Here is a 26,767-nt window from a genome sequence, read left to right as displayed (position 1 = left end):
GCAAACCCCGACCCGCGACCGATGCCGGACGGACAAACGCCTGTAATCGTCTGCTATGCTGCCGGACAACCTGCTGAGCTGGAGGGTATTGAGCCGTGCCAGTCATAGTAGGGGAGGCGAAGCATGAGCGCTTTGTGTCGACGCAGTGGTCGCCGCGTTGGTGGCTGCGGCGGTCCGGAAACGGGCCGAGGCAATCGACCCAATGCGGTGTCTGAGTGTTCAGCTTCGCTTGTGTTCGGTTAATTTGTTGCAACAACGATCCGGAAGGTTCATTTAATGAAGAACTTCACCTACAAGGCCCTGGCCGTCGCGACCGCTGCGGTTTGTGGTGCTGGTGCTCAGGCAGGCTCGGTGTCCTCGACGACGGCGAAGTATGCTGTCGAGGCCATCACTTCGAGCAGCCCCATCACCCTGTCTCCCGTCATCTACACGATGGGCGTCTCCCGCGTGGTGTCGCAGCCCTTCACCATCATCGTGCGTGAGCCTGCTGGCGCCACGACGACCCTGAGCTGCGGCGCTGTGCCGACGGTTTCGGGTGGCGGTGCTGCCAACATCACCGTCAAGCGCACCTCGGCTACCGAGTGCGTGTGGGACGTGAACGTCACGACCGACATCAACGTCGGTGGCAACATCACCTTCCCCAACCTGGCCATCAACGCTCACAGCCTGGCGACGGTCGGTGCGATTGAGAAGCTGAACGTTGCGCTGTATGACACGGGTGAAACCGCCCGCGTCGACAACTCCAACGACATCACCGCCACGGTTGCTACGTCTGCCCGCGCTATCACGCTGACGGCTACGCAAGACACCGGCACCAAGGCCGACGTCAACTTCAACGCCGGTAACCAGCCGCTGTTCGGTTTCGTCGCTCAGAACGACGACACGACCACCAACGCCAGCGCCAACTTCACCATTGGTATCAATGGCTCGTTGCTGAATTCCAGCGGCATCGCCGTGACGGCCAACAGCATCCTGACGAACATCGTCGTGACCGTTGCTGGTGACTTCTCCGGCCTGATCACGAGCTTCAACGGCGCTGGCAACAGCTCCGTGATCGTCAGCAATGGTGCCGTCGGCGCTCCTGCCGTGACGTACAACGCCACCGCTGGTACCGCCGTGTTCACGGTGACCGGCCCGCAACTGAACCAGACCGGCAATACCGCCGTTCAGGTCAGCCTGAGCTCCGCTCTGACGCAGTCGCTGGGTACCGCCCGTACCTTCGGCGTGTCCGCTGTTGCGAACCCGGCGCTGGCTGGCGTTGGTGCCCAAGCCCTGGCTGGCAACGCCAGCTGGTGGGTGTGGGGCGCGAACGGCATCGAGCTGCGTTCGGCGTTCTTCAACAACGACAACACCAACGGCAACCTGACCCGCTTCTTCTTCCAGAACACGGGTTCGCAGATGGCCGACTACTCGGCAACCTGCCAGGCTGAAACCGGCGTCACCGTGACGTACGGCACCGCCAAGTCGGGCAAGCTGGCGACCGGCACGACCGCTCTGAACGCTGCTGACATCTGCACGTTCAGCACCGGCAAGCGTGGTTCGATCACCTTCACGATCAACGCCAACATCGGCGTCGTCAAGGGCGTGTACCAGCAAGCCATCAACGGCGCTGCTGCTGGCTACATCCCCCTGGAGCGTCCGTACGGCGCCAACACGTACTAAGCAAAAGCGCTTTCGCGCCGAGCAAAAAGGGCACCTTCGGGTGCCCTTTTTTCATGGCCAAGGCCATCACTTACACTGCCGACCTCTTGCGAAACTGCACCCCCATGGTCCGCTCCAATTCTGATTCTCAGCTGCGTTCGCGCGGTTTCACTCTGCTTGAAATGCTGGTGGTGCTCGCCATCATCGGTTTGATTGCAGGCTTGGTGGGTCCGCGGCTTTTCAGGAAGGTTGATCAGTCGCGCATAACGGCGGCGACGATCCAGATCAAGCAGTTGCGTGGGGCGGTCGAGAATCTGCGCTTGGACATCGGTCGCTATCCAACCGCTCAGGAAGGTTTGGCCCTGCTGAACAAGCCGCCCGCCGATCCCGCCTTGGCTTCACGCTGGCGCGGCCCCTACCTTGAAGAAACCGTGCCGCTGGACCCCTGGTCCAAGGCCTACCAATATTCGCTGCCCGGCCGTGATGGTCAGCCTTTTGCCCTGTATTCGCTGGGTGCCGACGGCCAGCCCGGTGGCGAGGGCGATGCTCAGGATCTCGGCGTTCTGCCGGCCAACTGAGCTATCCATCCATGGGCCGTGCCAAGCCGTCGATGACGGTCCCGGCATCAATGACATGAGCCTCAGCCGCCACCGTGGTTTCACGCTGCTGGAGATGCTGGTCGTCCTGGCGCTTATGGCACTGGCAACGGGCATCGTGCTGCCGCGGGCGGCGGGGTGGCTGGACAGCGTGCAGGAGCGCGGCTGGCGTGCCGACCTGCGCGCCTACATCGAAGCCATGCCCGTTCGCGCCTTCCTGTCCGGGGAAGAAAAACGGCTGGATGCGGCCGCCATCCTGGCTGCCGTCCCGGGAGGCCCACCGGGACTTGAGCTGCAATTGCCTGAACCTCTGACCTATGACCCGACCGGCGCTGCAAGCGGCGGCCGCATGCAGTTCAAGCGTGGCGGCGTGCGCGAAGTGTGGGTGGTCGAGCCTTTCAGTGGCCGTGTCGTCGAGGGACCCTGACGCGATGTCGAGCAGGCCTCGCTTCCGTCGAAGCTGCCGCGTCGGGGCCCGGCCGCGCGGATTCACCCTGCTCGAGGTGATCGTTGCGCTGGTCATCCTGTCCACCGCCGGGCTGGTGCTTTTCGGCTGGATCAACCAGAACCTGGCGACGGCCACACGGCTGCGTGAGTCGCAGGCCCGTTCCCAATTGCAGATCGAAGGCGTGTCCTGGCTGGCGACGATCAACCCTGTCGCCGAGCCTGAAGGGGAGCGAGAAATGGGCGGCTTGCGTCTGACCTGGCGTGCGACCCTGCTGGAACCGATGCGTCCCGAGTTCGATTTTGGCGGTGCCATCGTGCCGCGCTGGATGATCGGGCTGTACCGCGTGAACGCAAGCATCACACGCGTGGACGGCGGCATGCGGACCGAATGGGAGCAAGTCTCCACCGGCTGGAGGTCCGTCTTTGCCGCTCCGGCGACCGCGCCGAAGATTGGCGTTCCATGAAGAAGCCTGCTGGGTTCAAGCTTGAGCGCGCCCGACGCGGCTTCACGCTGGTCGAGATGCTCGTGACGCTGGCGTTGATGGCCATGATCTCGTCGCTGCTCTGGGGGGCCCTGCAACAGGTGCTGAGAGTGGAGCAACTGCTGCAGCGGTCGGGCGTTGACGGGCAACTGGACGTCGTGCGCCGCGAATGGTTGCGCGGCTTGATTCAGGCCAGCTTGGTGGAGCAGACCGGTGCACCGCGGCAATTGGAAGGTGACAACCAACAACTCACCATCGCCAGCGCCGAAGCTCAACGCCTGCCGGGTATGCGGGCCACAAAGTTGTTGATCCGCTTTGAGTCCGATCCCAGCTCGGGGCGACAGCGGTTGATGCTTTCCGAGGCCCCTGCTACCGACGCTTTCGCCCAGGGTTTGCGAACCCCTGCCGCGCCGGTTGAAGTGCTCGCCTGGCAGGGCAAGCCTGGCGCCATCCGCTTTCTTGATGCGAGCGGGCAATGGCTCGATCAGTGGCCTCCGCCACTCTCGACGCGCCTGGCCGCCGCGGGAGGCGAAGACGACGACATGCGGGCGGCACGAGCCGGCGTGCCGCGCCTGCCACGGGCCGTGTGGCTGGAGATGGGTGGCGACGTCGGCGGAGCGCTGGTGACGGCCTTGAGCGTCACCGAGCCTGGCCGCATGCGCCGGGCTCAATGGGAGCGGCAGTGAGAGCCATGCAGTCCGGTGCGAGGGGCCAGCGGGGCTACGTGTTGTTGATGGTCCTGGCAGCTCTCGCGGTGATGGCATTTGTGGCGCAGCGCTTCGCCCTGCGCAACGACGAACTGCGTCGCAATGCGCTGGACTTCAGCCAATACGCACAGGCCCGCGCGGCAACGGCGAGCGCGTTGTCGGCCACGCTGTACTGGAATGCCACGCGCCAGCTGATGCCGGCAGGTCGCGGCGTGCTGGACAACCAACTGCGACACGACGGGCGGCGCTACACCACGACTGAAGGCGCTTTCGTCACCGTGCAGGATTTCCGCGGGCTGCTTGCGATCAACGGCGTGAGCCGCCCGCTGCTGAGCAACCTGTTGGTCCAGGACGGCGTGCCGCTGCCGCGTGCGCAGGCCATGATCGATGTGCTGGACGACTACATCGACACTGACAACCTCAAGCGGCTCAACGGCGCGGAGCGGCCGGAATACAAGGCGCTCGACTTGCCTGGGCCACGCAACGACTGGTTGGTCACCCCACGCGAGTTGGAAGCCATGCCGCTATGGCGCGATGATCCAGCCCAGTTGGCGCGATGGATGCGGGTGTTCAGCGGCGATATCGGCCACTCGATCAATCCCTCAACCGCACCACTGGCCGTGTTGAAGGCCGTGCTGCCCACCGCCAACCCTGCCCAGCTCGAACTGGTGCAGACGCTGAGCCACTCCGACCAGTTGCGGGACGGGCGCGCCGCCCAGGCCCTGACGGGCCTGCCTTTTGACAGCGACGACTTCGTTTTCTCGCCGGGCTACGAGAGTCGCATCACCATCTGGGCGCCCGGGCTGCCAAGGGCCCTTGAGTACAATGTCCGGTTGATACCTGCAGGGGAGCTTGGCCCGTGGGTGATCACAGAACAGCACAGCATCTCGCGGCTTACATTCACTGATGAAGCTCCCCCAGCTCTCCCTTTCCCCCTTGCGCTCGGTACTCGGCCCCAGGCCGCAAGCAGTCCTGCGCCTTGAGGGCTTGGACGCGGCGCCGCGTGCAAGTTGGTGGGCCCGCACCACCGTCATCGTTTCCCGAAGCCGCTGCCGCCTGCGCTGGTTTCGCCTGACAGGTCTTCAGTCGGCCGAGAGGCTGGCCGCGTTGCGGCTGCAGGTCGAAGCTTGGCGACCGTTCGAGAACACCGCGGCTCGACTCGTGCTGCTCGGCGAAGACGGCCTGGCCGTCGCCTGGGATGCCACGTCTGCCCACCAGCAACTGCTGGGTGACGGCATGCAGCCCGAGCGCTGCCAGTTCATTCCCGAAACCCTGATGCAACCTGTTGGCCCGGATGGGCTGCGCCTGCTGCGGGGCGCCGAAGGCTTCGAGGCGCAATGCTGGCGAGACGGATTCCTGCGCGCCAGCCGCTGGTGGGCCGAGCCGCTCACGGCACAAGACTGGCAGGAGTTCGTCCACGCCAGCGGCGCGGGGCCAGACGCCGGCGGTGCACTGCCGCAACCGCAGCAACTCGCGCTGGACAGCGCGTGGATCAAGCACTACCCCTTGCATGCCGCCGCGGAAGGGGCCGAGGGCGTGGAACAGCGTCTGGTGTTCGTCGGCGCCTTGGCGCTCACGCTGGCGGGCGGCGTGCTGGCGCATCAGCTCTGGGACGCGCGCCAGCAAGGCCAGGCGCTGGCCCGGCAGATTGCCGATATCAGGACTGCAACGGCGCCAGTGCTCACGGCGCGTGACGCCACCATCGCCGCCGTCGACGAAGTCGAGAAGCTTGCCGCCTGGTTTGCGCTGCCACTGCCCGTGGATGTGATCGGCTATCTGAATGACACGCTGGGCAGGTCCGGCGTGCAGGTCAAGGACCTTGACCTTGAAGGCAACAAGCTGCGCCTCGGCCTGCAGCTCACGCCCAGCGCGACGCGCGCCGGCATCGTGAAGGACCTTCAATCCGGCGGCTGGTTTGTCGACGTGAACGAAGTGCGCGCCGATAACGCGCGCGGCCTGTTGACGATGGAGATGCGCATCGTCGGCTTGCGTCCGCCGGCGGCTGGCAGCGCTGAAGCCACGGTGACTGCCGCAGTTGCCGCACCGCAACCCGCGCCAGCAACGGCTGCGCCAGCGCCGATCGCGCAGGCGCCCATGCCCGCCCCGGCGCAGGTCTCGCCCGCGCCGGCGCGCCCGCAGCCCGTCCCGCAGGGGCCAGCCAAGCCCATCATCGCCAAGCCGGATGCGAACGGTCTGCCGCCCCCGGATGTTTTCAATGCCATACCGAACCGCTGATGAGTCGTGACGCTGTGCTGACGCCATGGGCGCAATTGCGCGAGCAGTGGCAGGAATCCCGCCTGGTCCGCCTGGGTGCCTGGCTGGGCGTCGCGCTGCTGAGCGTCTACCTGCTGCTTGCCGGCTTTGATGAGGTCGATGCGCTGCTCGAGCGCAACCGTGGCTCGGTGGTTGAGCTGGCCCGCCTGCAGGCGCTGGCCAAGGAAAAGGACTGGCCCGAGCGCCGTCGCGAGGCCACGGCCCTCAAGGTCGCCTACGACACGGCCGTCTGGATGGAGCCGGACATCGCGCTGTCCGAAGCCGGCCTGCAGGACTGGTTGCGCAACGTGACGCAGCGCCTGGGCCTGAAGGTGCGCGAGATCACTCTCGTACGCGCCGAACCTTCTGCCAAGCCCGCGGGGAATGTGCCGGCGGGCTATGTCGAGCTGCATGCTCGCGTCAGCGTCGAGCTGCAGCGCACGCCGCTGTTCGTGCTGCTGGCCGAAATGGCCAACCAGGAGCGGCGCATCGTCGTCGAGCGCCTGTCCATCCGCAGCCAGAGTCAGCCGGCGGTCGCTGACATGGACCTGCGCATCCTTGCCAGGCCGGGGGGTAAGCCATGAAGGCCATGCCCTGGGTCTTGTTGGCGGTGGCACTCGGCCTGGGTTGGCTGATCGCGCCGGCGCCCGAGGCCGATCCTTCGCTCATCCAGGCTCGCAAGGAAAGTTGGAGGCTGCCCGACCTGCCGCAGCGCCCCGACCAGGCAAGCCGCGCGATGGCCTTGGCTGCCTCGCCCATCTTCGAACCCGAAGCGGCTGTTTTGGCGGCCGCTGCGGCCGACGCAGCAGCCAAGGCCGAAGACAAGCGTTGGCGTGTCGCCGGCGTGTTCGGGCGTGGGCAGGAGCGCAAGGTGCTCATCAGCTTTGTCACTGCCGGCAAGGCGCCGCTGCGACTGGCCGTGGGTGACAAGGTTCCCAGCGGTGAGCGCATCACCCTGATCCGCGACGGCGAGGTGCTGATCCGCGTCGGCAACAAGCAGGTTCCGTTGGGAGCTGATTACCGTGAGTGAAAACAAAATGTTCCTGACGCTGCGACCGATCGCCCTCGCGGCCGGTGCCATGGTCGCCCTGAGCGGCTGTGCACCCATCGTGCCCGTATTGCCCAAGCCGCTGCCAGTGGCCAGCCTGGCCCCCAATTCCGCTACGCAAGGGGAGACTGGCGGCCGTGATGCAACGCGCGTTGTCCCCGGCCCCAAGGCGCCCGAGGTCGACACGCCCAGCCTGGCAGTCACGGCCCCGGTGGCCCAGCCCCGGGACGAGGTCGTTGCTGCGGTCAACCTGCAGCAGGTGGCCCTGCCCACCTTCATCCAGGTCGTGTACGCCGATGTGCTGAAGAAGAACGTCAGCGTCGACCCGGCCGTGATTGCCCGGCCTGATCTCGTCACGTTCAAGGCCGGTGGCGGCCAGACGGCGGCTCAGGTCGAGACCGCGGTGCGCCTGCTACTCAAGAGCTACGGCCTCTCGGTGATCGAGGTGGGCGGACTCGTGCGCGTGGTGCCCGACAACGCCAACCAGGGCGGCGACCTGCCGGGCATCCGTTATGGCGCCGCACTTCCGGAAGTCCCGCCGTCGCTGCGTCCGGTCTTTCAGCTGATTCCGTTGGAGTCGGTCCGCCAGGTCGACGTGACGGGCTGGCTGCGCACGCTGTTTGGTGACCGCATCAGGGTGCAGGAAGACTCGACCCGCAATGCGGTGCTGATCAGCGGCAACCCCGACAACGTCAAGGCGGCCATCGAAGCCCTCGCGGTGCTTGACCAACCCGCGCTCAAGGGACGCACCAGCCTGACGCTGACGCCCGCCTTCTGGTCCGCAGAGGAACTGGCCCGTCGTCTTGGCGAGGTGCTGTCGGCGGAGGGCTATGCGGTCCACCCGGTAGGCTCCGCGATCACCCAGGGGGGCTTGCGCAGTCCGATCATCCTGCTGCCGATCTCGAGCCTGAACCAGGTCTTCGTCTTTGCCGCCGGTGACAAGGTGGCCGCCCATATTGCCGAATGGGCCAAGACCCTGGACCGACCCAACGAGCGCGGTGTCGGCAAGAACCTGTTCACCTACCCCGTCAAGCACAAGGACGCCGAGCAGCTCGCAGTGACTCTGGAGCGTGTGCTGGGCGGCGGTGGGTCGGTCGCCAGCACCACCCAGGCAGCTGGCGGCACATCCCCCACTGGCAGCACCGCCACCACGACGACGACGGCCAGCCGCTTGTCCAACGTCGTGGTCGACAAGGCCAGCAACACGCTGATCTTCCAGGTCAACCCTGAAGAGTTCGGGCAGGTCTCGGCCCTGCTGCAGACTCTGGACAAGCCGACCAAGTCCGCACTGATCGAAGTGACGGTCGCCGAGCTGAAGCTCGAGGATGGTGCGCAGCTGGGCGTGCAGTGGCTCACCAGTCATCTGGAAGGCAAGGCGGGCTTCACGGCCAATGCTGGCAGCGGTTCGGGCGCCGTCGGCGGCTTCAACATTTCTGTCCTCAATTCGCTGGGCGGCCAGCGCGTGGCCATCGATGCATTGGCCAGCAACTCTCGCGCCACCATCCTCTCCAGCCCGCGCCTGATGGCCCGCAACGGCGAGACGGCGTTGATCCAGGTCGGTGACGAGGTGCCGGTGCTGAGCCAGCAGATCGCCACGCCCAGCACCACGGGCGGCTCCGCCGGCAATCTGCTGGCGACCTACCAGTACCGCTCGACGGGCGTCATCCTGAAGATCAGGCCCGTCATCCACTCGGGCGACCAGATCGACATCGATCTTTCCCAGGAAGTCAGTCAACCCGTGCAGACGACCTCGGGGATCACCACGACGCCGACCATTTCCACCCGCCGCGTCGAGACCAAGCTCACGCTGCGCAACGGCGCGACCATGCTGCTGGCGGGCCTGATCGACGGCACCTCCTCCGATGGCAACGGCGGCGTGCCCTTCCTCAAGGACATCCCCATCCTGGGCAGCCTGTTTCGCAACCAGACGGTCAAGAAGACACGTCGCGAGATGATCATCCTGATCACGCCCTACATCGCCAACGACTCCACCGAGGCCGAGGCGATCACCGAGAGCTTCCGCAAGAGCCTGGGCGACTGGGCCCGTGTGCCGGCGCCTGAAGCCGGAAGCTCCGCGCCGAAGCCATGACCGAATCCGTCGCTCCGCGCCTGATCGGCGAGCTGCTGCTCGCCCGGGAGCAGATCCGCCCCGACGACCTCAACGCGGCGCTGCGCTTCCAGGCGGAGCAGGGCGGTCGCATCGGCGCGGTGCTGCTGCGCATGGGCGCAATCACCGCCGAGCGGCTGTACGCCGCGCTGTCCGAGCAGCTCGGCATGGGCTGGCTGAGCTTTGACGAACTCGACGAGGCGGCCCTGCGCCTGGGGCTGCAGGAGCTGCAGAGCAGCTCGGCGCAACTGCTCAGGCTGGGCGTGCTGCCCTGGCTCGACGAGGCGGGCTGGCAGCTTGCCTGTGCCGATCCTCTGGAGGCCGAGGTGCGCGAGTTTGCGCAACAGCAGCCGGCGCTCAAAGCGGCGCGCTGGTGGCTGATCGCCCCTGACGACGCCCAGCGCTGGGTCCAGCGCCTGCAGCAGGGCGACCTCGCCATGCAGATGCTGGACGAGCGGACCCTGCGCGAGATGGCCGAGGACGCGCCCGTCATCGCCTGGGTCAACAACCTCATCGCCCAGGCCGTCGAGTCGCGCGCTTCGGACATCCACCTGGAGCCCGGCGAGCGCGAGTTCGAGGTCAGGCTGCGCATCGACGGCCAGCTGCACACGCGACTGGCCCTGGGCATGGACCGCTATCCGGCCGTCGCCTCGCGCATCAAGCTGATCGCCGGCGTCGACATCGCCGAGCGCCGCCTGCCGCAGGACGGCCGCATCTCCACGCGCGCCGCCGGCGCCGAGATGGACGTGCGGGTCTCGTCCATCCCGGCCGTCTATGGCGAGTCCATCGTCATGCGCCTGCTGCCCAAGAAGCGCGCCGACCTGACGCTGGAGCGGCTGGGTCTGCGGCCCTCGCAGTTGCGCCAGTTCAAGCGCTGGCTGGGCCTGGCCAACGGCCTGGTGCTGGTGACGGGCCCGACCGGTGCCGGCAAGAGCACGACGCTGTATTCCGCGCTGGCCGCCACCAACGACCAGACGCGCAAGATCCTCACCGTCGAGGACCCGGTCGAGTTCCGCCTGCCGCAGGTCATCCAGGTGCAGGCCCAGCCCGAGATCGGCTACACCTTTGCGCGGGCCCTGCGCGCCTTCCTGCGCCACGACCCGGACATCATCATGGTCGGCGAAATCCGCGACCGCGAGACGGCCGAGATCGCCATCCAGTCCGCGCTGACCGGCCACCTGGTGCTGGCGACGCTGCACACCAACGACGCGCCCTCGGCCGTGACGCGGCTGGTGGACATGGGCGTCGAGCCCTTCCTTGTCGGCGCCTCGCTGCGCGCCGTCATGGCCCAGCGCCTGGTGCGACGCCTCTGCGAGGTCTGCGCCGTTCCCACCGACGAAACCCCGGCGCTGGGTGATGCCGACCTGACACGGGCAATCGCCGATGCACGCGCCGAGGACGGCGCCGCGGAGCTGCCGCGCTGGCGCCGCCATGTCGGCTGCCCGGCCTGCCAGAACACCGGCTTCAAGGGCCGCGTCGGCATCTACGAGATGCTGGATGTGGGCGCCGAGATGCAGCACGCGATCGCCCGCGAAGTGGGCCTGCCCGAGCTGGTCGCCATGGCGCGCCAGACCGGCTACCGCTCGCTCGCCCAGGAAGGCGCGCTCAAGGTCGTGCAGGGCGTGACGACGCTGGATGAAGTGCTGCGCGCCACCGGCACGGCTGACGCCTGATGCGCTTCGACTACACCGCACGCGACGTCGCGGGCCAGCCCCACAGTGGCCAGCTCGAAGCGACCGACCAGGCCGACGCCATGGCGCGCCTGACGGCCCAGGGCATGACGCCCGTCAGCCTGCAGGCGCGCACGGCCGTACCGGTGCGGTCCAAGGCACGCGGCAGCATCAAGCTGGCCGATCAGGTCGTGCTGCTGCGCGAGCTGGCCACGCTGCTCACCGCTGGCGTGACGCTCGGCGATGCATTGCCCAGCCTTTCCGAGGCCTACGAAGGCCAACCACTGGGGGTGCCGCTCGCGCAGATGGAGACCCTGGTGCGCGGTGGTGGCCGGCTGTCGGACGCCTTGCGCATCACGTCGCTGCGCATGCCGGTCTATGTGATTGCGCTGGCCCAGGCCGGCGAGGCCAGCGGCGACATCGCCCGCGCGCTGCAGGAATCAGCCGAGCAGATGGAGCTTGCCCGCAAGGCCAACGAGGACCTGCGCAGCGCCCTCATCTATCCGAGCGTGCTCGTCGGTGCCGGCTCGCTGGCCGTGTTCTTCATCTTCGTCGGCGTCGTGCCGCGCTTTGCCAACCTGATCAAGGGCAGCCGCCAGGTGCCCGAGCTGTCGCGCTGGGTCATCGAATCGGGCGTCTACGTCCGCGGCCATCTCTTCGAGTCGGCCCTCATCATTGCGGCGCTGGTCGGCATCATCGTGACCAGCCTGTCGCGCGAGTCGACGCGTCAGGCCCTGCTGCAGAGCCTGGCGCGCCTGCCGGTCGTCGGCCCCTGGCTGGTGCAGGCCGAGATCGGCCGCTGGGCCACGGTGCTGGGCAGCCTGCTGTCCAACCGCGTGCCGGTCCTGACGGCCATGGAACTGGCCCAGGGCGTCATCCGCCTCGGCATGCTGCGCTCGGGCCTGGAGCGTGCCACCAAGGGCCTGCAGCAGGGCCAGTCGCTCAGCGCCGGCCTGGAGACCCAGGCCTGGTTCCCGCGCACACGGCTCAACCTCATCCGCGTCGGTGAGCGGTCGGGCGAACTGCCCAAGATGCTGCTGGCCCTGGGCCACAGCCAGCGTGACGCGGCCGCCGTGCTTCAGCGCCGCATGCTGGGCCTGATCGAACCCATCGCCATCATCCTCATTGGCGCCGTCATCGGCGTCGTCATGGTGGCCGTCATGATGGCCATCACGAGCTTCGATACGCTCGTCTGAGATCAGCCGCGTTGCGCGGCATCCAGCGCCGCGACGCCTGGTGCTGCGGGAGGTGGAACGGGTTGTTCGTAGTGCTCGATACGCCCCTGGCGGACTCGACCCAGTGCCGCCGCCAGCGCCGCCTCGGGGCCCGCCTGCAGGCCCAGCTGTTGCATCACCCGGGCCACCGTGGCCCGAGGGTCGGCTGCCAGTGCGGTCTGCTCGACGCTGATCCAGCGCCCCGGCGGCAGCTCGGCCTGCAGTTGCTGCAGCACCTGGGCGCAGCCCTGCAGCGCCGTGCCCAGAAAGGCATCCAGCCCGTCAGGGGCGCCCGGCGTCAAGCGGTGCTCGGCAAACATCGCCTGCCACATCTTGCGATTGGAGTGGAAGACGGTCGCCGCATCGCGCACCATCCAGACGACCTGGGCCTCGGGGAAGCGTTTCAGCAGCGCCGGCAGGCGAAAGCTGTGGTTGGGCGACTTGAGGATCAGTCGTCGGCCGGGTTGGCCGCCGGACGCGAGCACGCCAGCCATGAAGCGCTCGAAGCGCGGCAGCCATTCGGCCTCATGGGCGTTCCAGTAGCCGGGGTCCAGCGTGTGCAGCAGCGTCGGCAGGCGCTCCGGCATCAGGAAGCCGCGGTAGGCCGAATCGACGCCCAGCGTCAGCAGCGCGAACTCGTCCTCCTGCGGCGACAGCGCGCTGATCTCCAGCCCATCCATCGGCCGTGCCACGCCGCTGCGGGCGGGAGGCGCCGGCAGCAACTGGAAGGCGGTGGCGTTCATGCACTGCCAGGTCAGCGGCGTGGGCCAGCCCGTCGCGGCCGTCAACAGTTCGTGCATGACCGTCGTGCCGCTGCGCCAGGGGCCGACGATGAAGAGGGGCGGTGCGAGGGGCTGCGCATCCGCGACGCGGGCTTCGCTCAGCTTGCGGTTCAGCGTCGCCCAGGCAGAGCGCCAGCGCAGCTGGGCGCGCGTGCCCAAGGCCAGCGACGACCAGCCCGCGCCTGCCCGCAGCCACTTCAGCAGCTCGGCATCGAAGCTGTGCAGCGGGCTGGTACTCATCGCGGGTCGAACTGCGCGGCGCGGCGCTTCTCGACAGCAGCGAGCTGCTGGTCCAGCAGCGTGCGCAGGCGCCTGGCCGTGTCGGCGTCGGTCTTGCTCAGGTCGTGGAGTTCGTGCGGGTCGGCAGCCAGGTCGAACAGCTCGGCCTGGTTCTCGCCGAGGTCCAGCACCAGCTTGTGCGAGCCGTCGATGACAGCGTAGTGCCCGTGCTGGATCGGCTGGAAGCGGCTCTGGCGCTCCATGGCCATCGCATACACGGGCTGCGCTGGCAGGGCTTCGCCCAGCAAGGCGGGCTTGAGGCTGCGGCCGTCGGCCTGCGGCAGGGGCGCCAGACCCAGCACGTCGGCGATGGTCGGCGCCACGTCGTCCAGGCCGACCGGCGTGTGCACCACGCGCGCCGTGCGCTGGCCCGGCAGCTTGATGACCAGGGGCACGCGGATGACCGCCTCGTGCAGCCATTGGCCGGCATGGCCGATATAGCCGCGCTCGAAGGACTCGCCGTGGTCAGAGGTGACGACGACCAGGGCGCTGTCCAGCTTGCCCTGGCGCTCGAGTTCGTCGAAGAAGCGACCCAGCGCCTCGTCGGCACCCATGATGGCCTCGCGGTAGCGGAGCCGGTGCTTGTCGATCAGCGCCTGCTGCGGCGGGTTGTAGCGCGTCATGCCCAGCATCTGCGACCAGTGGTCCAGCTCGCCCTCGGGCAGCAGCTTGTGCTTGGTGCTGGGCGGCGGCAGATAGGGGTCGTGCGGCGGCAGCGTGTGCAGCCACATGAATTGCGGGCGCTGGTTCTGCTGGGCGCGCGCGAGCAGCGGCCGGGCGGCGTCGTAGGTCTGCTCGGGCGCGAACGGGCTGCGCTCGGGGAAGAGGCGCACGTCCAGCGTGTCCAGCAGCGGGATCAGGCCGGACAGCCAGAAGGGCAGCGTCGTGTCGGGGAAGGCGCTCAGCGCGACGCGCGGCTTCAGGCCCAGCGACGGCGAGGGCGCGATGGCCTGCGTCGTGTACTCGTCGTAGCTGCCATGGTGGCGCGGGCTGGCCATCAGGTTGGCACTGATGGAGTGGGCTTCATAGCCCTGGGCGCGCAGCTGGCTGGCCAGCGTCTGGCCGCGCATGGCCGGCGCCATCTTGGCGACGATCTGTACGCCCCAGTGCGACCAGGGCAGGGCGCCGGTTTCCATGGTGGCCGTGCTGGGCGTCGTGAAGTTGCCCGAGGCGTAGTGGCGGTCGAAGCAGCTCGCGCGGCCGGCGAACTCGCGCAGCCGCGGCATCGTCGTCGGGCCGCCAGGCGCGTCTGCGCAGACGGCCGCGTCCTCCGCGGCCAGCGTGTCGATGGTGATCAGGTAGACATCGGGCAACTGGGCGCGCACCGGCGCCGAGTCGGGGGGGGGCGTCAGGCCCGTCATGCGCGGCGGGTGCAGCAGCAGCCAGACCACCGACACGAACAGCAGCAGCAGTGCCGGCGCCTGCAGGCTGCGCAGCGGCGGCACGAGGCGAGCGAGCACATAGGACAGGCGCCGGCCGCGCAGCATCAGCCCCGAGGCCACCAGCAGCAGCGCCACGGCGACCAGCCGCGCATTGGCGGACAGCGCGAAGTCGCCTTCCGTCACCAGTTTCAACCAGGCCCAGCTGGCCGAGCCGAACTGCCACAGGCAGATCCAGCAAACCGGCAGCAGCGTCGCGGCCCAGCCCACGACATGGGCACTGGCGGCGGAGGCGCCCAGGCGCCGCAGCAGTCCCGCCAAGGCGACGGAGAGGCCGGCCAGCAACAGGGCCGGCAGCGTCAGCAGCAGCAGCGCCAGCGCGACGTCGCGCGCGAGCTCGGCCGTGGTCTGGAAGGCCAGGAAGGCGTCGACCTGGCGCAGCAGCACCCAGGGCATCCACAGCAGGCCCAGCGCCGCGAAGGCAACGCCGAAACAGGCGCGAAACTGCGCCGGCGGCAACTCAGGATGGGAGCGTTCGGCGCTCGCGCCGAGCTTCATTCAGCGCCGCGTCCGGTCAGTCGGCGCCACAGGCGGCGCGCCAGCGCGCTGATCCATTGGCGCAGGAACAGCCAGACACCCACAAGGCCCGCGAACACCGGGGCCAGCAGCTGGAACAGCATGCCGCCGGCATTGGGGTCGATGTAGGCCTGCGCCGGCAGGCTCACCAGTGCCAAGTACAGCGCCACGCACAGCAGAAGAGGGGACGGCTTCATGTCGGGATCTTGAACGGCCCGGATCAGCCGGGCGCTAAGCCACCCGACACTCGCGGACGGCCAAAACCTCCATTTTATCGGGCTGACCAAGGTATCGATTTGTGAAGCCGGCGGCCGGGCTCGCGGGCGGGGGGGCTCCTTACAATCCGCGCCCCTTCTCCCCCTTCGCCGGCCCCTCCTTCTTGAAGCTCGCCAAGCACACGCTCCTCAACCTGTTCGGCCTTGGCGCACCGCTGCTGCTGGCGCTGTTCTCCATCCCGGCGCTGATGCATGGCCTGGGCGTCGAGCGTTTCGGCCTGCTGACCCTGGTCTGGGCCGTGACCAGCTACTTCGGGCTCTTCGACCTGGGCCTGGGGCGGGCGCTGACGCAGCAACTGGCCATCCTGATCGACCGCAAGCAAGACGAGCGCATCGGCCCGCTCAGCGCCTCGGCGCTGCTGCTGATGGCGGCCCTGGGTGCCGTCGCTGGCGCGCTGATGATCCTGCTGGCCCCCTGGGGCGTGGACCTCATCAAGGCCTTGCCGAATCGCGGCGAGGCCATCGCCGCCTGCTGGGCCATGGGCCTGGCCGTGCCCTTCATCGTCGTGACCGCCGGCCTGCGCGGCATGCTCGAGGCCTGCCATGCCTTCGAGGTGCTGAACTATGTGCGCCTGCCCATGGGGCTGTGGACCTTCGCCGGGCCCTGGATCGTGCTGCACTGGGTCGGTCCCAACCTGCTCCTCATCACCGTCGCGCTGGCGTTGGGCCGCGTCGTCGGCTTTGCCGTGCATGGCTGGCTGGCCTGGCGGGCCCTGCCGCAGTTGCGCGGCCGGCTGCACTGGCAGGCAGCGTGGCTGCGCCCGCTGCTGGTGTCGGGTGGCTGGCTGACGCTGAGCAACATCGTCAGCCCCTTCATGGGCTACGTGGACCGCTTCATGATCGGTGCCACCGTGTCTGCCGCGGCCGTCGCCTATTACGCGACACCCCAGGAGATCGTCACCAAGCTCTGGATCATCCCGGGCGCGCTGACGGCCGTGCTGTTCCCCGCCTTCGCGGCCCAGGCCGCCCGCAAGGACGCCGACGCCTGGGCCCTCTACGACAAGGCCGTACGCATCCTGTTTGCCGTGCTGCTGCCGATCTGCGCGGTGCTGGGCCTGTTCGCCAGCCCCATCCTGACGCTATGGATAGGGCCGGAGCTGGCGGCGCACAGTGCGCCCATCCTGCGCGTGTTCTCCGTGGGCATCCTCATCAACTGCCTGGCCCACGTACCGCTGACCTGGCTGCACGGCGCCGGACGCTTCCGAGCGCCGGCCCTGCTGCATTGCGCCGAGCTGCCGCTATTCCTGCTGGCGCTGTGGATGCTGAGCGCCCAATGGGGCCTGATGGGCGCGGCCACGGCCTGGCTGCTGCGCATGGTGGGTGACGCCGCGGCCCTGTTCTGGCTGTGCCGCCTGGAGCGACGCAGCCAGTAAGGCGCGTCGCACCGGCTGCCTACAATCGCCGCGCCTCTCCAGCCGACCCATGTCCCAGCCCCTCGTCACCCTCGTCACTCCCGTCTACAACCAGGCCGAATACCTGGCGGCGACCATCGAAAGCGTGCTGGCCCAGGACTATGCGGCGCTGGAATACATCGTCATCGACGACGGCTCCAGCGATGAATCGCTGGCCCTGGCGCGGCGCTACGAGGCCTCTCACCCGGGCCGCCTCACCGTGCTGACCCAGGCCAACAGCGGCCAGGCCGCCACGCTGAACCGCGGCTGGGGCATGGCCAGGGGCGAGATCCTGGCCTATCTGAGCTCCGACGACTGCCTGGTGCCGGGCGCCGTGCGGCGCATGGTCGAGGTGTTGCAGGCCAAGCCGGCGACCGTCGTGGCCTATTGCGACTTCTGGCTCATCGATGCGCAGGGCAGTCGCCTGCGCGAGTCCCGAACCGAGGAGTTCGATGCCGAGCGGCTCAGCGTGGATCTGGTCTGCCAGCCGGGCCCGGGGGCGTTTTTCCGCCGCGGCGTGTTCGAGGCAAGCGGTGGCTGGCGGCCTGACCTGCGCCAGGTGCCGGACTACGAGTTCTGGCTGCGCGCCGCGGGGCAGGGCGGTTTTGTCCGCGTGCCCGAAGTGCTGGCCGAATACCGCATCCACGAGGGCTCGGCATCGTTTCGCGTGATGCCCGAAGCCCGCGCCGAGGAGATCGTGCGGGTCATGCAGGCCTACTGGGCCGCGCGGCCGGGGCAGGCCGGTGCCCAGCGGTCGATTGCGCGCGCCTACAGCCTTGCAGCCAAGAACCATGGCCAGTCCGGCCGGATCGGCGCGGCGCTGCGCTGCTTTGCCCAGGCGCTCAAGCGCCGCCCGGGTCTGCTGTTCGATCTGGGTATCTGGCGGCAATTGCTGGTCGGTTTCCTGCGCCGCGGCTGGTACCAGCTGCGCGCGTCGACGCGAGTCGCCTGAAGTGAAGGGCAAGCTGTTCTGGCTCGGGCTGCTGCCGGCCATGATCGTGCTGGCCGGGGTGGCCGACGCGACCGTTGGCCATGGCCCGCTGCTGTGGGCGCTCACGGCGGTCAGCATCGGCCTGCTGGTGCTGATGAAGTGCACGACCGTGTCCTGGTTCTACAGCTTCATGGCCGTGTTCTATGTGCTGGGCTGCTGGTTCAAGGTCATGGCCCACCACATCACCGACATTCCCTATGTCGAGCCTTCCGGCAACTTTTCCGGTGCCCCGTCGGAGTGGGTGGAGTACTACGAGTTCGCGCTGGCCATCGGCGTGGCGCTGCTGCTCGGGCGGCTGCTCAGTCTGGCCTTCTGGGACCGGCGCCCGCCGCACGAGCGCCGTATCCGATTCATGGCCGGCCCTGTCAGTGCCAAGGAATGGGGTGGACTGATCGGTGTGGCGGCGGTGTTCTACCTGATCAACAACCTGGCCGCCTTCTTCGTGACTGGGGTGAACGCCCGGGTCACGCTGCCCTTCGCTTTGAACGCCCCGCTCGCTTTCATGGCGCTGATCGGTTTTGCCATGGTGCTGGCCACCTATGTGTCGCGCGACGTCGCCGAGCGCGGCCGGCTGACGATAGGCGCAGCGGTCTCGGTGCTGATGGTCACGTCCATCGCCTCCATCTCCATGGCCAGCCGCGCGGCCGTCATCATGCAGTCCGTCCCCATCCTGCTGGGCGCCTACTACCTGCAGTCGCGCTGGGGGCGTTATCGCTTCAGCAAGCTGCCGGTGCTGTTGTTCGCGCTCTTCCTGGTCGTCGTGCTGGGGGTGGTGTCGATCTACCGCGTGCAGGTGTTCTCGGGCATCGGCAGCGTCGACCGGGAGATGTTGTCCTTCTTTCTTGTTGAAAGCAGCCTGCTGGCGCTGGACCGCTGGGTCGGCGCCGAGGCCTTGATGGTGGCGGTGGCCGAGCCGGGTCGCTCGACCGAACTCTTCTGGCGGCTGATGGGCGAGGATCCGGCCATCGGCGTCGACTCCATCTACCAGCAGCTTTCCGGCGGCAAGTACGAGTTCCTGCAAGGCCTGACCTTCTTGACCCTGCCGGGTTATTTCGGCGTCATCAGCCTGACCGGGCAGATGGTGCTGATCTTTGGCCTGACGCTGCTGATGATGGTGCTGGGCCTGGCCTACGAAATGCTGATCCGGCGCCTGTTGCACCACCAGATGGTGCCCGTGGCGTTGATCTGCGTCGCGGTCGCTAACGCATTGACACAGTTGAGCTTCCCAAGATTGCTCACGCCCTTCCTGTTGCAGATGACAGTACTGGCTCTGCTGCTGGGCTGGTTCATGCGTCGGCGCATGGGTGTGGTCCAGGTCGAAGAGCCAGCACCTCCAGCCGAACTGCGGGTGGCCGAAGGCCTTTGACCCGGCCAGCGTCCTCGGCCGGCATTGGCTGAGTGACAATGGAGTCAGTTGTACGGGAGAGCTAGATGATCGCCGACCGGCGCAGCCCCAGAGAGGGCCGCTGGAGGCCCACTCCGCTTCATATCGTCTGGATCGGCTTGCTGGCGCCTGCGCTCACGGCCGGCGTTTCCACCAGCGTTGGCCCGCAGGTCGCCCTGTTCGTGTTGCTGGCCGGATGGCTTTCGATCTTCGACGGGCGTGCGACCTGGCAGGGGCTGGTGCTGGGTTTCAGCGTGGCGGCGCTGCTGCTGTGCCACACCGTGGTTGCCGAGAGCCTGGACACCTGCCGCGACCTGATGCTCAAGTCGGTCGCATCGCAAGTGCTGCTCATCCTGGTGATCGCCTCGCTCTGTCTGCTGGCGAGTGCGGCGCGCAGCACGCCTTCCCAGCGCGGCATCGCGCGATTGGTCACCGTGCTGGTGGCGGCGGTGGTGGTCGAGAAGATCTATCTTGTGGCGACCGGTGCCCGCGAGACGATCCGGCCGAGCGGCTTTTTCTCCGAACCCAGCCATTTCGCGCTGACCATTGCGCCGCTGCTGATCTATCTGATCCTCGACGAGAACCCGCGTTGGCGGCGCCATGGCGTGGTGGGCGCGGTGCTCAGCCTGTGGTTGGCAGCCTCGGCCACCCTGTTCCTGCTGCTGGCCGTCGGTCTGGCTGTGATGTGGCTGGCGCAGCATGGCCGGCGCCTGGGCCTGTTCAAGATCCTTCAGGTCATGGTGCTGTCGGTCGTGTTTGCCGGTGTGGCCTATGTGTCGCCGTTCTGGTCTGACTTCATGGACCGGGTCACCAGCCTGGGCAACCAGAGCACGGACGCCAACGTCTCCAGCGTGGTCTATGTGATGGGCTGGGAACTGGCGATCGAAAACCTGCACAACTCCGGTGGCTGGGGGCTGGGCTTCAACCGCATGGGCTGCGAGCCCAGGCCGGTCACCGACGGCGTGGAGGTGCTCGATTTGCTGGGCCTGGAGGATGGCAACTACAACGACGGTTCCTTCCTCGCTTCCAAGGCCCTGAGCGAAATGGGTTACTTCGCCGCGCTGCTGTGGCTGTGGTGCGCTTGGCGGGCGTGGCGCTTTCGGCATTTGCTGCATGGGCAGGACGGATTGCAAACGGAACAGACACGCCTGATGCTGAGCCTGCTGCTTTGCGGCCTGGTCGGCCTGCTGCTGCGTGGGACGGGCTATTTCTCCGGGCCGGTGCTGCTGGCGGCCTATGGCTACTTCTGGCTGCGGGAGGCCAGCCGCCAGCCGGCCGGGCCAACCCCAGTGCCTACAATGCCGGCGCCCAGCCGTGACCTCTCCCCGCGGGGATGAGTGCAGGCGGCTGGCGCCGTGTCCTCATTGAATTGCGCCCTTGCCGATGGCATCGGGGTGCCTCGCATCTGACCATGTCCTCATCCCTACCGTCCAAAGCCGAGCTGACCGACCTGATCTGCGCGCGGCTGGAGTCATCCCTGGCCCAGTTGACCGCGGATTTCGAGGCCTCGGGTCGGCAGGTGGGGGTGCGCCATGCCGTGGTGGACGATCTGCTGCCGACCGATGTGGCGGAGCGCATCGCCGCGGCCTTCCCGGCTCCTTCGCAGATGCGGCTGATGGACAGCTTTCGCGAGTGCAAGTACACGTCCAAGGACTTTGATCGCTTCGACCCCGTGCTGGCCGACATCACGTTCGCGATCCAGGATCCGCGCGTCATCGAGATCGTCGGGCGCATCACCGGCATCCAGGAGCAGATCCCGGACGCCAGCCTCTACGCCGGGGGCCTGAGCGCGATGGTCAAGGGCCACCACCTGGGCCCCCACATCGACAATTCGCACGAGGCGTCGCGCCGCTACTACCGCACCCTCAACCTGCTGTACTACGTGACACCGGGCTGGGCGCTGGAAAACGGCGGCAACCTGGAGCTCTGGGACCAGCGCGTGCGCGACAACGTCACCATCGTCAGCCGCTTCAACCGCCTGGCCATCATGGAGACGACGCCGACCTCCTGGCATTCGGTCAGCCCCGTCGTCGCCGAGGGCACGCGCTGCTGCGTCTCCAACTACTACTTCTCGCCCCGCTCACCGACTGGCGAGGACTATTTCAACGTCACATCGTTCAGCGCCCGGCCCGAGCAGCCGCTGCTGCGCCTGCTGGCCCGCGTCGACAACGGGCTGCGCCAGGGCGTGCGTGCGCTGGTGCCGCAGGGCCTGGGCAAGAAGGACGTCTACCAAGGCCCCAAGCCGTGACGCTGCAGGCGGGGCGCCTGTTGCTGTACGCGCCCAATGTCCACACGGGTGGCGGCTTTGTGCTGCTGCAGGCCTTGCTGGCAGCCTGGCCGACGGAGCGGCCCCTGGTCGCCTGGCTCGATGCGCGTGCGCGCGAGCGGCTGGCGGTGCCTGCAGGGGCTGCCGTGCAATGGGTGCAGGCATCGGCCGGGTCGCGCCTGGGTGCCGAGGTTTCGCTCGCGTCCGCCGGCACCGCGAAGGACCGGCTGCTGTGCTTCCACGGCCTGCCGCCGCTGATGCGCAATGCCGCGCCGGTGTGGCTGTTCCAGCAGAACCGCAACTACCTCGGCCAGGTGCCGCTCGCAGCCTTCGGCTGGAAGACGCGCCAGCGCCTGCGCTTCGAGCAGGCCATCAGCCGCTGGCTGCGCTACCGCGTGGCGCGCTACTGGGTGCAGACGCCATCGATGGCGCGCGCCGTGCAGGACTGGTACGGGCCGGAAAAGGCTGACATCCGCGTGCTGCCTTTCGCGCCGCCGGCACCGGAGTCGCTGCCCGCCGCTGGCAAGGCCTGGGACTTCATCTTCGTCGCCGATGGCGAGGCCCACAAGAACCATCGCAGCCTCGTCGAGGCCTGGCGGCTGCTGGCCGAGCAGGGCCTGCACCCGACGCTGGCGCTGACTCTGTCTGACCGCGACGCCGGCCTCGCAGCCTGGGTACAGTCGCAGGCGGGAGAGCATGGCCTGAAGATCAGCAACCTCGGCCCTCGCTCGCACGAGGAAGTGCTGGCGCTGTATCGCAGCGCCAAGGCCCTGGTCTTCCCGTCCAAGGGTGAATCCTTCGGACTGCCGCTGATCGAGGCGCGTCAGGCCGGCCTGCCCATCCTGGCGGGCGAGCTCGACTTCGTGCGTGACGTCTGCGAACCGGTGCAGACCTTCGATCCGGCCTCCGCCGTGTCCATCGCCCGCGCCGTGAAGCGCTTTCTGGGCCAGGGCGAAGCGCCCTTGCAGCCGGCCCGCGCGGCGGACTTCCTGCAGGCTCTGTTCGACGCATGAAGGTCTTGCTGCTGAGCCAGCATTTCTGGCCCGAGTCCTTTCGCATCAACGAGGTGGCCCAGTCCCTCGTCGAGCAGGGCTGCGAGGTCACGGTGCTGACCGGCAAGCCCAACTACCCGGAAGGTCAGCTGTTCCCGGGCTATCGCGTCGGCGGCATCCAGCGCGAGCGCCACGAGGGCTATGACATCGTGCGCGTGCCGCTGCTGCCGCGCGGCGTGGGCGGCGCCAAGCGCCTGGTGCTGAACTACCTGTCCTTCCTGTTCTGCGCCTCCATGATGGGGCCCTGGGCCCTGCGCGGGCGGCGCTTCGACGCCATCTTTGTCTACGGCACCAGCCCCATCCTGCAGGCCATCGCAGCCATCGTGCTGAAGTGGCTCAAGGGCGCCGCCCTGGTCGTCTGGGTGCAGGACCTGTGGCCGGACAGCCTGCAGATCACCGGCTTCGTGAAGAGCCCGCGGCTGCTGGCGGCCGTCGCCACGGTGGTGCGCTGGATCTACCGGCGCAGTGATCTGCTGCTGGTGCAGTCGCCCGCCTTCGTGGCGCCGGTCGAGGCGATGGCGGGTGGCACGCCGGTGCAGGTGCACGAGAACCCCGGCGACCGCGCCTCGTCGGCGCCGCGCGTGCCCACGGCGCTGCAGCTCGACCCGGCTGAATTCAATATCGTCTTTGCCGGCAACCTGGGCACGGTGCAGTCGCTGGACTGCGTGCTCGACGCCGCCGAGCAACTGGGCGCGCACAGCGGGGTGCGCTGGGTGCTGGTCGGCAGCGGCGCGCGCGACGCCTGGTTGGCCGAGCAGGTGGCCCGTCGYGGACTGACGCAGGTGAGGCTGGCCGGGCGCCTGCCGCCCGAGCAGATGCCGGCCGTCTTCGAACAGGCCGGCGCGTTGCTGGTCAGCCTGACCGGCGGCCCGGCCTTGAGCCGGACGGTTCCGAGCAAAATACAGGCCTATCTGGCCGCCGGCCGGCCCATCCTCGCCTCCATGGACGGCGAAGGGGCCCGGGTCGTGCAGGCCGCCGGTGCGGGCCTGGCCAGTGCGGCGGAGGATGCTGAAGGGCTGGCCAAAGCGGCGCAGGCCTTGCAGGCCATGTCGCCCGAGCAGCGGCAAGGGATGGGCGAGGCCGGCCGGCGCTACTACGCCGAGCATTACGAGCCGGACCGCCTGGCCCGGGCCCTGGTGGGACATTTCGAGCGCGCCGTCGCGGCGCGCCGCTGATGAAAGAAGAAGTTGCGATGAGTCAGAACAAGCGGCGCCTGCTGGTGCTGGGCGCCAGCGGCATGCTGGGCAACGCGGTGCTGCGTGTGTTTGCGGCCGATCCGGCCTACGAGGTCTTCGGGTCGGTGCGCAGCCCTAGCGTCATCGCCACGCTGCAGGCCAAGGCGCCCGCGGCGCAGTTCGCGGCCGGCGTCGATGTCGAGAGCCTGGACAGCCTGACGCGGGTCTTCGGCCAGGTGCGCCCCGACCTCGTCATCAACTGCATCGGCGTCGTCAAGCAGCTCGCCGAGGCCGACGATCCGCTGACGGCCATTCCGATCAATGCGCTGCTGCCGCACCGCCTCGCGCGCCTGGCGCAAGTGGCCGGCGCCCGCCTCATCCACGTCAGCACCGACTGCGTGTTCTCGGGCAAGAAGGGCGGCTACCTGGAAACCGACCCATCTGACGCCTACGACCTCTACGGCCGCAGCAAGCTGATGGGTGAGGTCGACTACGAGAACGCCGTCACGCTGCGCACCTCCATCATCGGCCACGAGCTGGCCAGCGCCCACGGCCTGATCGGCTGGTTCCTGGCGCAAAACGGGCCGGTGCGCGGCTTTACCAAGGCGGTGTTCTCGGGCTTCCCGACCGTCGAGCTCGCCCGCATCATGAAGGACTTCGTCGTGCCGCACCCCGAGCTGCGCGGCACCTGGCATGTGTCGGCCGAGCCCATCGACAAGTACAGCCTGCTCAAGCTGGCCGCCGCCGAATACGGCCGAGACAACGACATCGCCCCCGACGACAAGCTGGTCATCGACCGCTCGCTGGATTCCAGCCGCTTCCGTGCGGCCACCGGCTATGCGCCGCCCTCCTGGCCCGAGCTGGTGCGCGAGATGCGCGCCTTCGGCTGAGCCCTTTTTCGAGAGATCCCATGTTCAAAGACAAAGTCCTGCTGATCACCGGCGGCACCGGCAGCTTCGGCAACGCCGTGCTGCAGCGCTTCCTGAAATCCGACTTCGCCGAGATCCGCATCTTCAGCCGCGACGAGAAGAAGCAGGAGGACATGCGCATCGCCCTGAAGAGCGACAAGGTCAAGTTCTACATCGGCGACGTGCGCGACTACGACAGCGTGCATGACGCGCTGAACGGCGTCGACTACGTCTTCCATGCGGCTGCGCTCAAGCAGGTGCCGTCCTGCGAGTTCTATCCGATGGAGGCGGTGAAGACCAATGTCGTCGGCGCCGAGAACGTCATGCGCGCGGCCATCGCCCAGGGCGTCAGCCGCGTCGTCGTGCTGTCCACCGACAAGGCCGTCTACCCCATCAATGCGATGGGCATGTCCAAGGCCATGATGGAGAAGGTCATGGTCGCCAAGTCGCGTCTGTGCGACCCGGCCAAGACGGTGCTGTCGGCGACGCGCTACGGCAACGTGATGGCCTCGCGTGGCTCGGTCATCCCGCTGTTCCTGCAGCAGCTGCAGGACGGCAAGCCGCTGACCATCACCGACCCGACGATGACGCGCTTCCTGATGTCGCTGGAAGAGTCGGTCGACCTGGTGCTGTACGCATTCCAGCATGCCCACCCCGGCGACATCTTCGTGCAGAAGGCACCGGCTTCCACCGTCGGCGACCTGGCCGAGGCGATGCGCCAGTTGCTGAAGAAGAGCAACGACATCAACATCATCGGCACCCGCCACGGCGAGAAGCTCTACGAGTCCCTGGTCTCGCGTGAGGAGATGGCCCGCTCCGAGGACCTGGGCGGCTACTACCGCATCCCGGCCGACTCGCGCGATCTGAACTACGCCAAGTACTTCGTCGAGGGTGAGACGGCGATCTCCGAGATCGACGACTACACCTCGCACAACACCCAGCGGCTGAGCGTCGAAGAGGTCAAGCAGGTGCTGCTGCAGCTGGACCTCATCAAGGAGGCCGTGAATGCTTAAGGTCATGACCGTCGTGGGCACGCGGCCGGAGATCATCCGGCTGTCCCGCGTCATCGCCCAGCTCGACCGCCACTGCGAGCATGTGCTGGTGCACACCGGCCAGAACTACGACTACGAGCTCAATGAGGTCTTCTTCAGCGACCTCGGCATCCGCAAGCCCGACCACTTCCTGGAAGCCGCCGGCGCCACCGCCGCCGAGACCATCGCCCAGGTCATCCAGAACGTCGACAAGGTGCTGGAGCTGACCCAGCCCGACGCGCTGCTCATCCTCGGCGATACCAACTCATGCCTGGCGGCCATCGCCGCCAAGCGCCGCAAGGTGCCGATCTTCCACATGGAGGCCGGCAACCGCTGCTTCGACTTCCGCGTGCCGGAAGAGATCAACCGCCGCATCGTCGACCACACCTCGGACATCAACCTCAGCTACAGCCAGATCGCCCGCGACTACCTGCTGCGCGAGGGTTTTCCGCCCGACCAGGTCATCGTCACCGGCAGCCCGATGCGCGAAGTCATCGAGCATTACCGCCCCGGTATCGACGCCTCCGATGTGCTGCAGCGACAGGGCCTGGTGCCCGGCAAGTACTTCGTCGTCAGCTCGCACCGCGAGGAGAACGTCGACGCGCCGGAAAGCCTGCAACGCCTGCTGGTGGTGCTGAACACGCTGGCCGAGCGCTATGACGAGCCCGTCATCGTCTCGACCCACCCGCGCACCCGCAAGCGCCTGGAGACGCTGCTGGCCACGCAGGCCATGCACCCCCGGGTGCAGTTCATGAAGCCCTTCGGTTTCCTGGACTACATCAAGCTGCAGAGCGGCGCGCGGGCCGTGCTGTCGGACAGCGGCACCATCACCGAAGAGTCCTCCATCCTGAACTTCCCGGCGCTGAACCTGCGCGAGGTGCACGAGCGCCCCGAAGGCTTCGAGGAAGCCGCCGTCATGATGGTGGGCTTCGACGTCGAGCGCGTGCTGGACGGCCTGCGCATCCTGGAGACCCAGCCGCGTGGCGACGAGCGCTTGCTGCGGCTCGTCAACGACTACGCGCCGGCCAATGTCTCCGACAAGATCCTGCGCATCATCGTCAGCTACACCGGCTTCGTGAACCGCAAGGTCTGGCGCAAGCCCGGGGCCTGACA

General features: G+C 67.8%; 25 protein-coding genes. 22 read left to right on the top strand and 3 right to left on the bottom strand.

The genetic code is table 11. The features are described from left to right. The first annotated feature begins 276 nt into the window (after positions 1-276). Genes AC1D2H_RS01610 through AC1D2H_RS01555 form a run of 12 tightly spaced genes read left to right on the top strand, consistent with a single transcriptional unit; the run spans position 277 to position 12,147 of the window. Entirely contained in the window at positions 277-1,662 is a 1,386-nt protein-coding gene (locus tag AC1D2H_RS01610) for a hypothetical protein (RefSeq protein ID WP_477935150.1), read from the top strand. A 53-nt stretch (positions 1,663-1,715) separates the two neighbouring features. Beyond that, positions 1,716-2,219: a type II secretion system major pseudopilin GspG gene (gspG, locus tag AC1D2H_RS01605; protein ID WP_477935152.1), complete on the top strand. Its 504-nt coding sequence runs from the start codon at positions 1,716-1,718 to the stop codon at positions 2,217-2,219. A 55-nt stretch (positions 2,220-2,274) separates the two neighbouring features. Continuing rightward, a complete protein-coding gene (locus tag AC1D2H_RS01600) occupies positions 2,275-2,664 on the top strand; it encodes a prepilin-type N-terminal cleavage/methylation domain-containing protein (RefSeq protein ID WP_477935154.1) in 390 nt (129 codons plus the stop codon). After that, positions 2,555-3,148: a type II secretion system protein gene (locus AC1D2H_RS01595; protein ID WP_478009633.1), complete on the top strand. Its 594-nt coding sequence runs from the start codon at positions 2,555-2,557 to the stop codon at positions 3,146-3,148. The genes AC1D2H_RS01600 and AC1D2H_RS01595 overlap by 110 nt, the downstream gene beginning before the upstream one ends. Beyond that, complete coding sequence (locus AC1D2H_RS01590; RefSeq protein WP_477935158.1) at positions 3,145-3,852, top strand: PulJ/GspJ family protein; 708 nt, start codon at positions 3,145-3,147, stop codon at positions 3,850-3,852. The genes AC1D2H_RS01595 and AC1D2H_RS01590 overlap by 4 nt, the downstream gene beginning before the upstream one ends. A gap of 5 nt (positions 3,853-3,857) precedes the next feature. Further along, complete coding sequence (locus tag AC1D2H_RS01585; protein WP_478009632.1) at positions 3,858-4,856, top strand: hypothetical protein; 999 nt, start codon at positions 3,858-3,860, stop codon at positions 4,854-4,856. Beyond that, complete coding sequence (locus tag AC1D2H_RS01580) at positions 4,780-6,108, top strand: hypothetical protein (protein WP_477935162.1); 1,329 nt, start codon at positions 4,780-4,782, stop codon at positions 6,106-6,108. The genes AC1D2H_RS01585 and AC1D2H_RS01580 overlap by 77 nt, the downstream gene beginning before the upstream one ends. After that, a complete protein-coding gene (locus tag AC1D2H_RS01575; protein WP_477935164.1) occupies positions 6,108-6,710 on the top strand; it encodes a GspMb/PilO family protein in 603 nt (200 codons plus the stop codon). Before AC1D2H_RS01580 ends, AC1D2H_RS01575 begins: the two co-directional genes overlap by 1 nt. Next, on the top strand, positions 6,707-7,156 hold the full coding sequence (locus tag AC1D2H_RS01570) for a hypothetical protein (protein ID WP_477935166.1): 450 nt from the start codon (positions 6,707-6,709) through the stop codon (positions 7,154-7,156). Before AC1D2H_RS01575 ends, AC1D2H_RS01570 begins: the two co-directional genes overlap by 4 nt. Further along, positions 7,149-9,263, top strand: a complete 2,115-nt coding sequence (locus AC1D2H_RS01565) for a secretin N-terminal domain-containing protein (RefSeq protein WP_477935168.1) — start codon at positions 7,149-7,151, stop codon at positions 9,261-9,263. The genes AC1D2H_RS01570 and AC1D2H_RS01565 overlap by 8 nt, the downstream gene beginning before the upstream one ends. Continuing rightward, positions 9,260-10,954 carry a GspE/PulE family protein gene (locus AC1D2H_RS01560; RefSeq protein ID WP_477935170.1) on the top strand — a complete coding sequence of 565 codons (1,695 nt, stop codon included), beginning with the start codon at positions 9,260-9,262 and terminating at the stop codon, positions 10,952-10,954. The genes AC1D2H_RS01565 and AC1D2H_RS01560 overlap by 4 nt, the downstream gene beginning before the upstream one ends. Beyond that, positions 10,954-12,147: a type II secretion system F family protein gene (locus tag AC1D2H_RS01555; protein ID WP_477935172.1), complete on the top strand. Its 1,194-nt coding sequence runs from the start codon at positions 10,954-10,956 to the stop codon at positions 12,145-12,147. Before AC1D2H_RS01560 ends, AC1D2H_RS01555 begins: the two co-directional genes overlap by 1 nt. 2 nt (positions 12,148-12,149) lie before the next feature. On the opposite strand, the gene AC1D2H_RS01550 is transcribed toward AC1D2H_RS01555, so the two are convergent. From AC1D2H_RS01550 to AC1D2H_RS01540, 3 genes are read right to left on the bottom strand one after another with little or no spacing between them, the layout of a single operon-like run. Further along, complete coding sequence (locus AC1D2H_RS01550) at positions 12,150-13,187, bottom strand: sulfotransferase family protein (RefSeq protein ID WP_478009631.1); 1,038 nt, start codon at positions 13,185-13,187, stop codon at positions 12,150-12,152. Next, the gene (locus AC1D2H_RS01545; protein WP_478009630.1) at positions 13,184-15,163 is read right to left on the bottom strand and encodes a sulfatase-like hydrolase/transferase; all 1,980 of its coding nucleotides are present in this window, start codon (positions 15,161-15,163) and stop codon (positions 13,184-13,186) included. The genes AC1D2H_RS01550 and AC1D2H_RS01545 overlap by 4 nt, the downstream gene beginning before the upstream one ends. Continuing rightward, positions 15,160-15,378 carry a hypothetical protein gene (locus AC1D2H_RS01540; RefSeq protein ID WP_477935178.1) on the bottom strand — a complete coding sequence of 73 codons (219 nt, stop codon included), beginning with the start codon at positions 15,376-15,378 and terminating at the stop codon, positions 15,160-15,162. The genes AC1D2H_RS01545 and AC1D2H_RS01540 overlap by 4 nt, the downstream gene beginning before the upstream one ends. Before the next feature lie 182 nt (positions 15,379-15,560). Between AC1D2H_RS01540 and AC1D2H_RS01535 the strand changes: the two genes are divergently transcribed. The 10 genes from AC1D2H_RS01535 (at position 15,561) to wecB (ending at position 26,765) form a co-directional block, all read left to right on the top strand. Next, the gene (locus tag AC1D2H_RS01535; RefSeq protein ID WP_477935180.1) at positions 15,561-16,829 is read left to right on the top strand and encodes a flippase; all 1,269 of its coding nucleotides are present in this window, start codon (positions 15,561-15,563) and stop codon (positions 16,827-16,829) included. Positions 16,830-16,878: 49 nt separating this feature from the next. Then, entirely contained in the window at positions 16,879-17,799 is a 921-nt protein-coding gene (locus tag AC1D2H_RS01530; protein ID WP_477935182.1) for a glycosyltransferase family 2 protein, read from the top strand. A 1-nt stretch (position 17,800) separates the two neighbouring features. After that, positions 17,801-19,204 (top strand): hypothetical protein, encoded by a 1,404-nt coding sequence (locus AC1D2H_RS01525; protein ID WP_478009629.1) that lies wholly within the window; start codon positions 17,801-17,803, stop codon positions 19,202-19,204. 65 nt (positions 19,205-19,269) lie between these two features. Further along, positions 19,270-20,559 carry a hypothetical protein gene (locus AC1D2H_RS01520; RefSeq protein ID WP_478009628.1) on the top strand — a complete coding sequence of 430 codons (1,290 nt, stop codon included), beginning with the start codon at positions 19,270-19,272 and terminating at the stop codon, positions 20,557-20,559. Between the two features lie 74 nt (positions 20,560-20,633). After that, positions 20,634-21,470, top strand: coding sequence for a 2OG-Fe(II) oxygenase (locus AC1D2H_RS01515; RefSeq protein ID WP_478009627.1), 837 nt, complete (start codon positions 20,634-20,636; stop codon positions 21,468-21,470). After that, entirely contained in the window at positions 21,467-22,501 is a 1,035-nt protein-coding gene (locus AC1D2H_RS01510; protein WP_478009626.1) for a glycosyltransferase, read from the top strand. Before AC1D2H_RS01515 ends, AC1D2H_RS01510 begins: the two co-directional genes overlap by 4 nt. Continuing rightward, positions 22,498-23,715 (top strand): glycosyltransferase family 4 protein, encoded by a 1,218-nt coding sequence (locus tag AC1D2H_RS01505; protein WP_478009625.1) that lies wholly within the window; start codon positions 22,498-22,500, stop codon positions 23,713-23,715. Before AC1D2H_RS01510 ends, AC1D2H_RS01505 begins: the two co-directional genes overlap by 4 nt. 17 nt (positions 23,716-23,732) lie before the next feature. Further along, positions 23,733-24,605 (top strand): dTDP-4-dehydrorhamnose reductase family protein, encoded by an 873-nt coding sequence (locus tag AC1D2H_RS01500; protein ID WP_478009624.1) that lies wholly within the window; start codon positions 23,733-23,735, stop codon positions 24,603-24,605. Positions 24,606-24,625: 20 nt separating this feature from the next. Then, entirely contained in the window at positions 24,626-25,636 is a 1,011-nt protein-coding gene (locus AC1D2H_RS01495) for an SDR family NAD(P)-dependent oxidoreductase (RefSeq protein ID WP_478009623.1), read from the top strand. Then, entirely contained in the window at positions 25,629-26,765 is a 1,137-nt protein-coding gene (wecB, locus tag AC1D2H_RS01490; protein WP_478009622.1) for a non-hydrolyzing UDP-N-acetylglucosamine 2-epimerase, read from the top strand. The genes AC1D2H_RS01495 and wecB overlap by 8 nt, the downstream gene beginning before the upstream one ends. Positions 26,766-26,767 lie beyond the last annotated feature (2 nt).

The sequence above is a fragment of the Roseateles sp. P1_C1_2 genome (genome assembly GCF_056406535.1).
The sequence above is the reverse complement of the archived record's forward strand: the minus strand, read 5'-3'. Positions and strand labels throughout refer to the sequence as shown.

Excerpts from the sequence above, each read along its gene's own strand:
- AC1D2H_RS01560 (WP_477935170.1), top strand. The coding sequence starts at position 9,260 with ATGACCGAATCCGTCGCTCCGCGCCTGATCGGCGAGCTGCTGCTCGCC.
- AC1D2H_RS01595 (WP_478009633.1), top strand. The coding sequence starts at position 2,555 with ATGACCCGACCGGCGCTGCAAGCGGCGGCCGCATGCAGTTCAAGCGTG.
- AC1D2H_RS01550 (WP_478009631.1), bottom strand. The coding sequence starts at position 13,187 with ATGAGTACCAGCCCGCTGCACAGCTTCGATGCCGAGCTGCTGAAGTGG.
- AC1D2H_RS01530 (WP_477935182.1), top strand. The coding sequence starts at position 16,879 with ATGTCCCAGCCCCTCGTCACCCTCGTCACTCCCGTCTACAACCAGGCC.
- AC1D2H_RS01590 (WP_477935158.1), top strand. The coding sequence starts at position 3,145 with ATGAAGAAGCCTGCTGGGTTCAAGCTTGAGCGCGCCCGACGCGGCTTC.
- wecB (WP_478009622.1), top strand. The coding sequence starts at position 25,629 with ATGCTTAAGGTCATGACCGTCGTGGGCACGCGGCCGGAGATCATCCGG.
- AC1D2H_RS01500 (WP_478009624.1), top strand. The coding sequence starts at position 23,733 with ATGAGTCAGAACAAGCGGCGCCTGCTGGTGCTGGGCGCCAGCGGCATG.
- AC1D2H_RS01600 (WP_477935154.1), top strand. The coding sequence starts at position 2,275 with ATGAGCCTCAGCCGCCACCGTGGTTTCACGCTGCTGGAGATGCTGGTC.
- AC1D2H_RS01520 (WP_478009628.1), top strand. The coding sequence starts at position 19,270 with ATGATCGCCGACCGGCGCAGCCCCAGAGAGGGCCGCTGGAGGCCCACT.
- AC1D2H_RS01540 (WP_477935178.1), bottom strand. The coding sequence starts at position 15,378 with ATGAAGCCGTCCCCTCTTCTGCTGTGCGTGGCGCTGTACTTGGCACTG.
- AC1D2H_RS01570 (WP_477935166.1), top strand. The coding sequence starts at position 6,707 with ATGAAGGCCATGCCCTGGGTCTTGTTGGCGGTGGCACTCGGCCTGGGT.
- AC1D2H_RS01585 (WP_478009632.1), top strand. The coding sequence starts at position 3,858 with ATGCAGTCCGGTGCGAGGGGCCAGCGGGGCTACGTGTTGTTGATGGTC.
- AC1D2H_RS01515 (WP_478009627.1), top strand. The coding sequence starts at position 20,634 with ATGTCCTCATCCCTACCGTCCAAAGCCGAGCTGACCGACCTGATCTGC.
- AC1D2H_RS01555 (WP_477935172.1), top strand. The coding sequence starts at position 10,954 with ATGCGCTTCGACTACACCGCACGCGACGTCGCGGGCCAGCCCCACAGT.
- AC1D2H_RS01580 (WP_477935162.1), top strand. The coding sequence starts at position 4,780 with ATGAAGCTCCCCCAGCTCTCCCTTTCCCCCTTGCGCTCGGTACTCGGC.
- AC1D2H_RS01575 (WP_477935164.1), top strand. The coding sequence starts at position 6,108 with ATGAGTCGTGACGCTGTGCTGACGCCATGGGCGCAATTGCGCGAGCAG.
- gspG (WP_477935152.1), top strand. The coding sequence starts at position 1,716 with ATGGCCAAGGCCATCACTTACACTGCCGACCTCTTGCGAAACTGCACC.
- AC1D2H_RS01495 (WP_478009623.1), top strand. The coding sequence starts at position 24,626 with ATGTTCAAAGACAAAGTCCTGCTGATCACCGGCGGCACCGGCAGCTTC.
- AC1D2H_RS01545 (WP_478009630.1), bottom strand. The coding sequence starts at position 15,163 with ATGAAGCTCGGCGCGAGCGCCGAACGCTCCCATCCTGAGTTGCCGCCG.
- AC1D2H_RS01610 (WP_477935150.1), top strand. The coding sequence starts at position 277 with ATGAAGAACTTCACCTACAAGGCCCTGGCCGTCGCGACCGCTGCGGTT.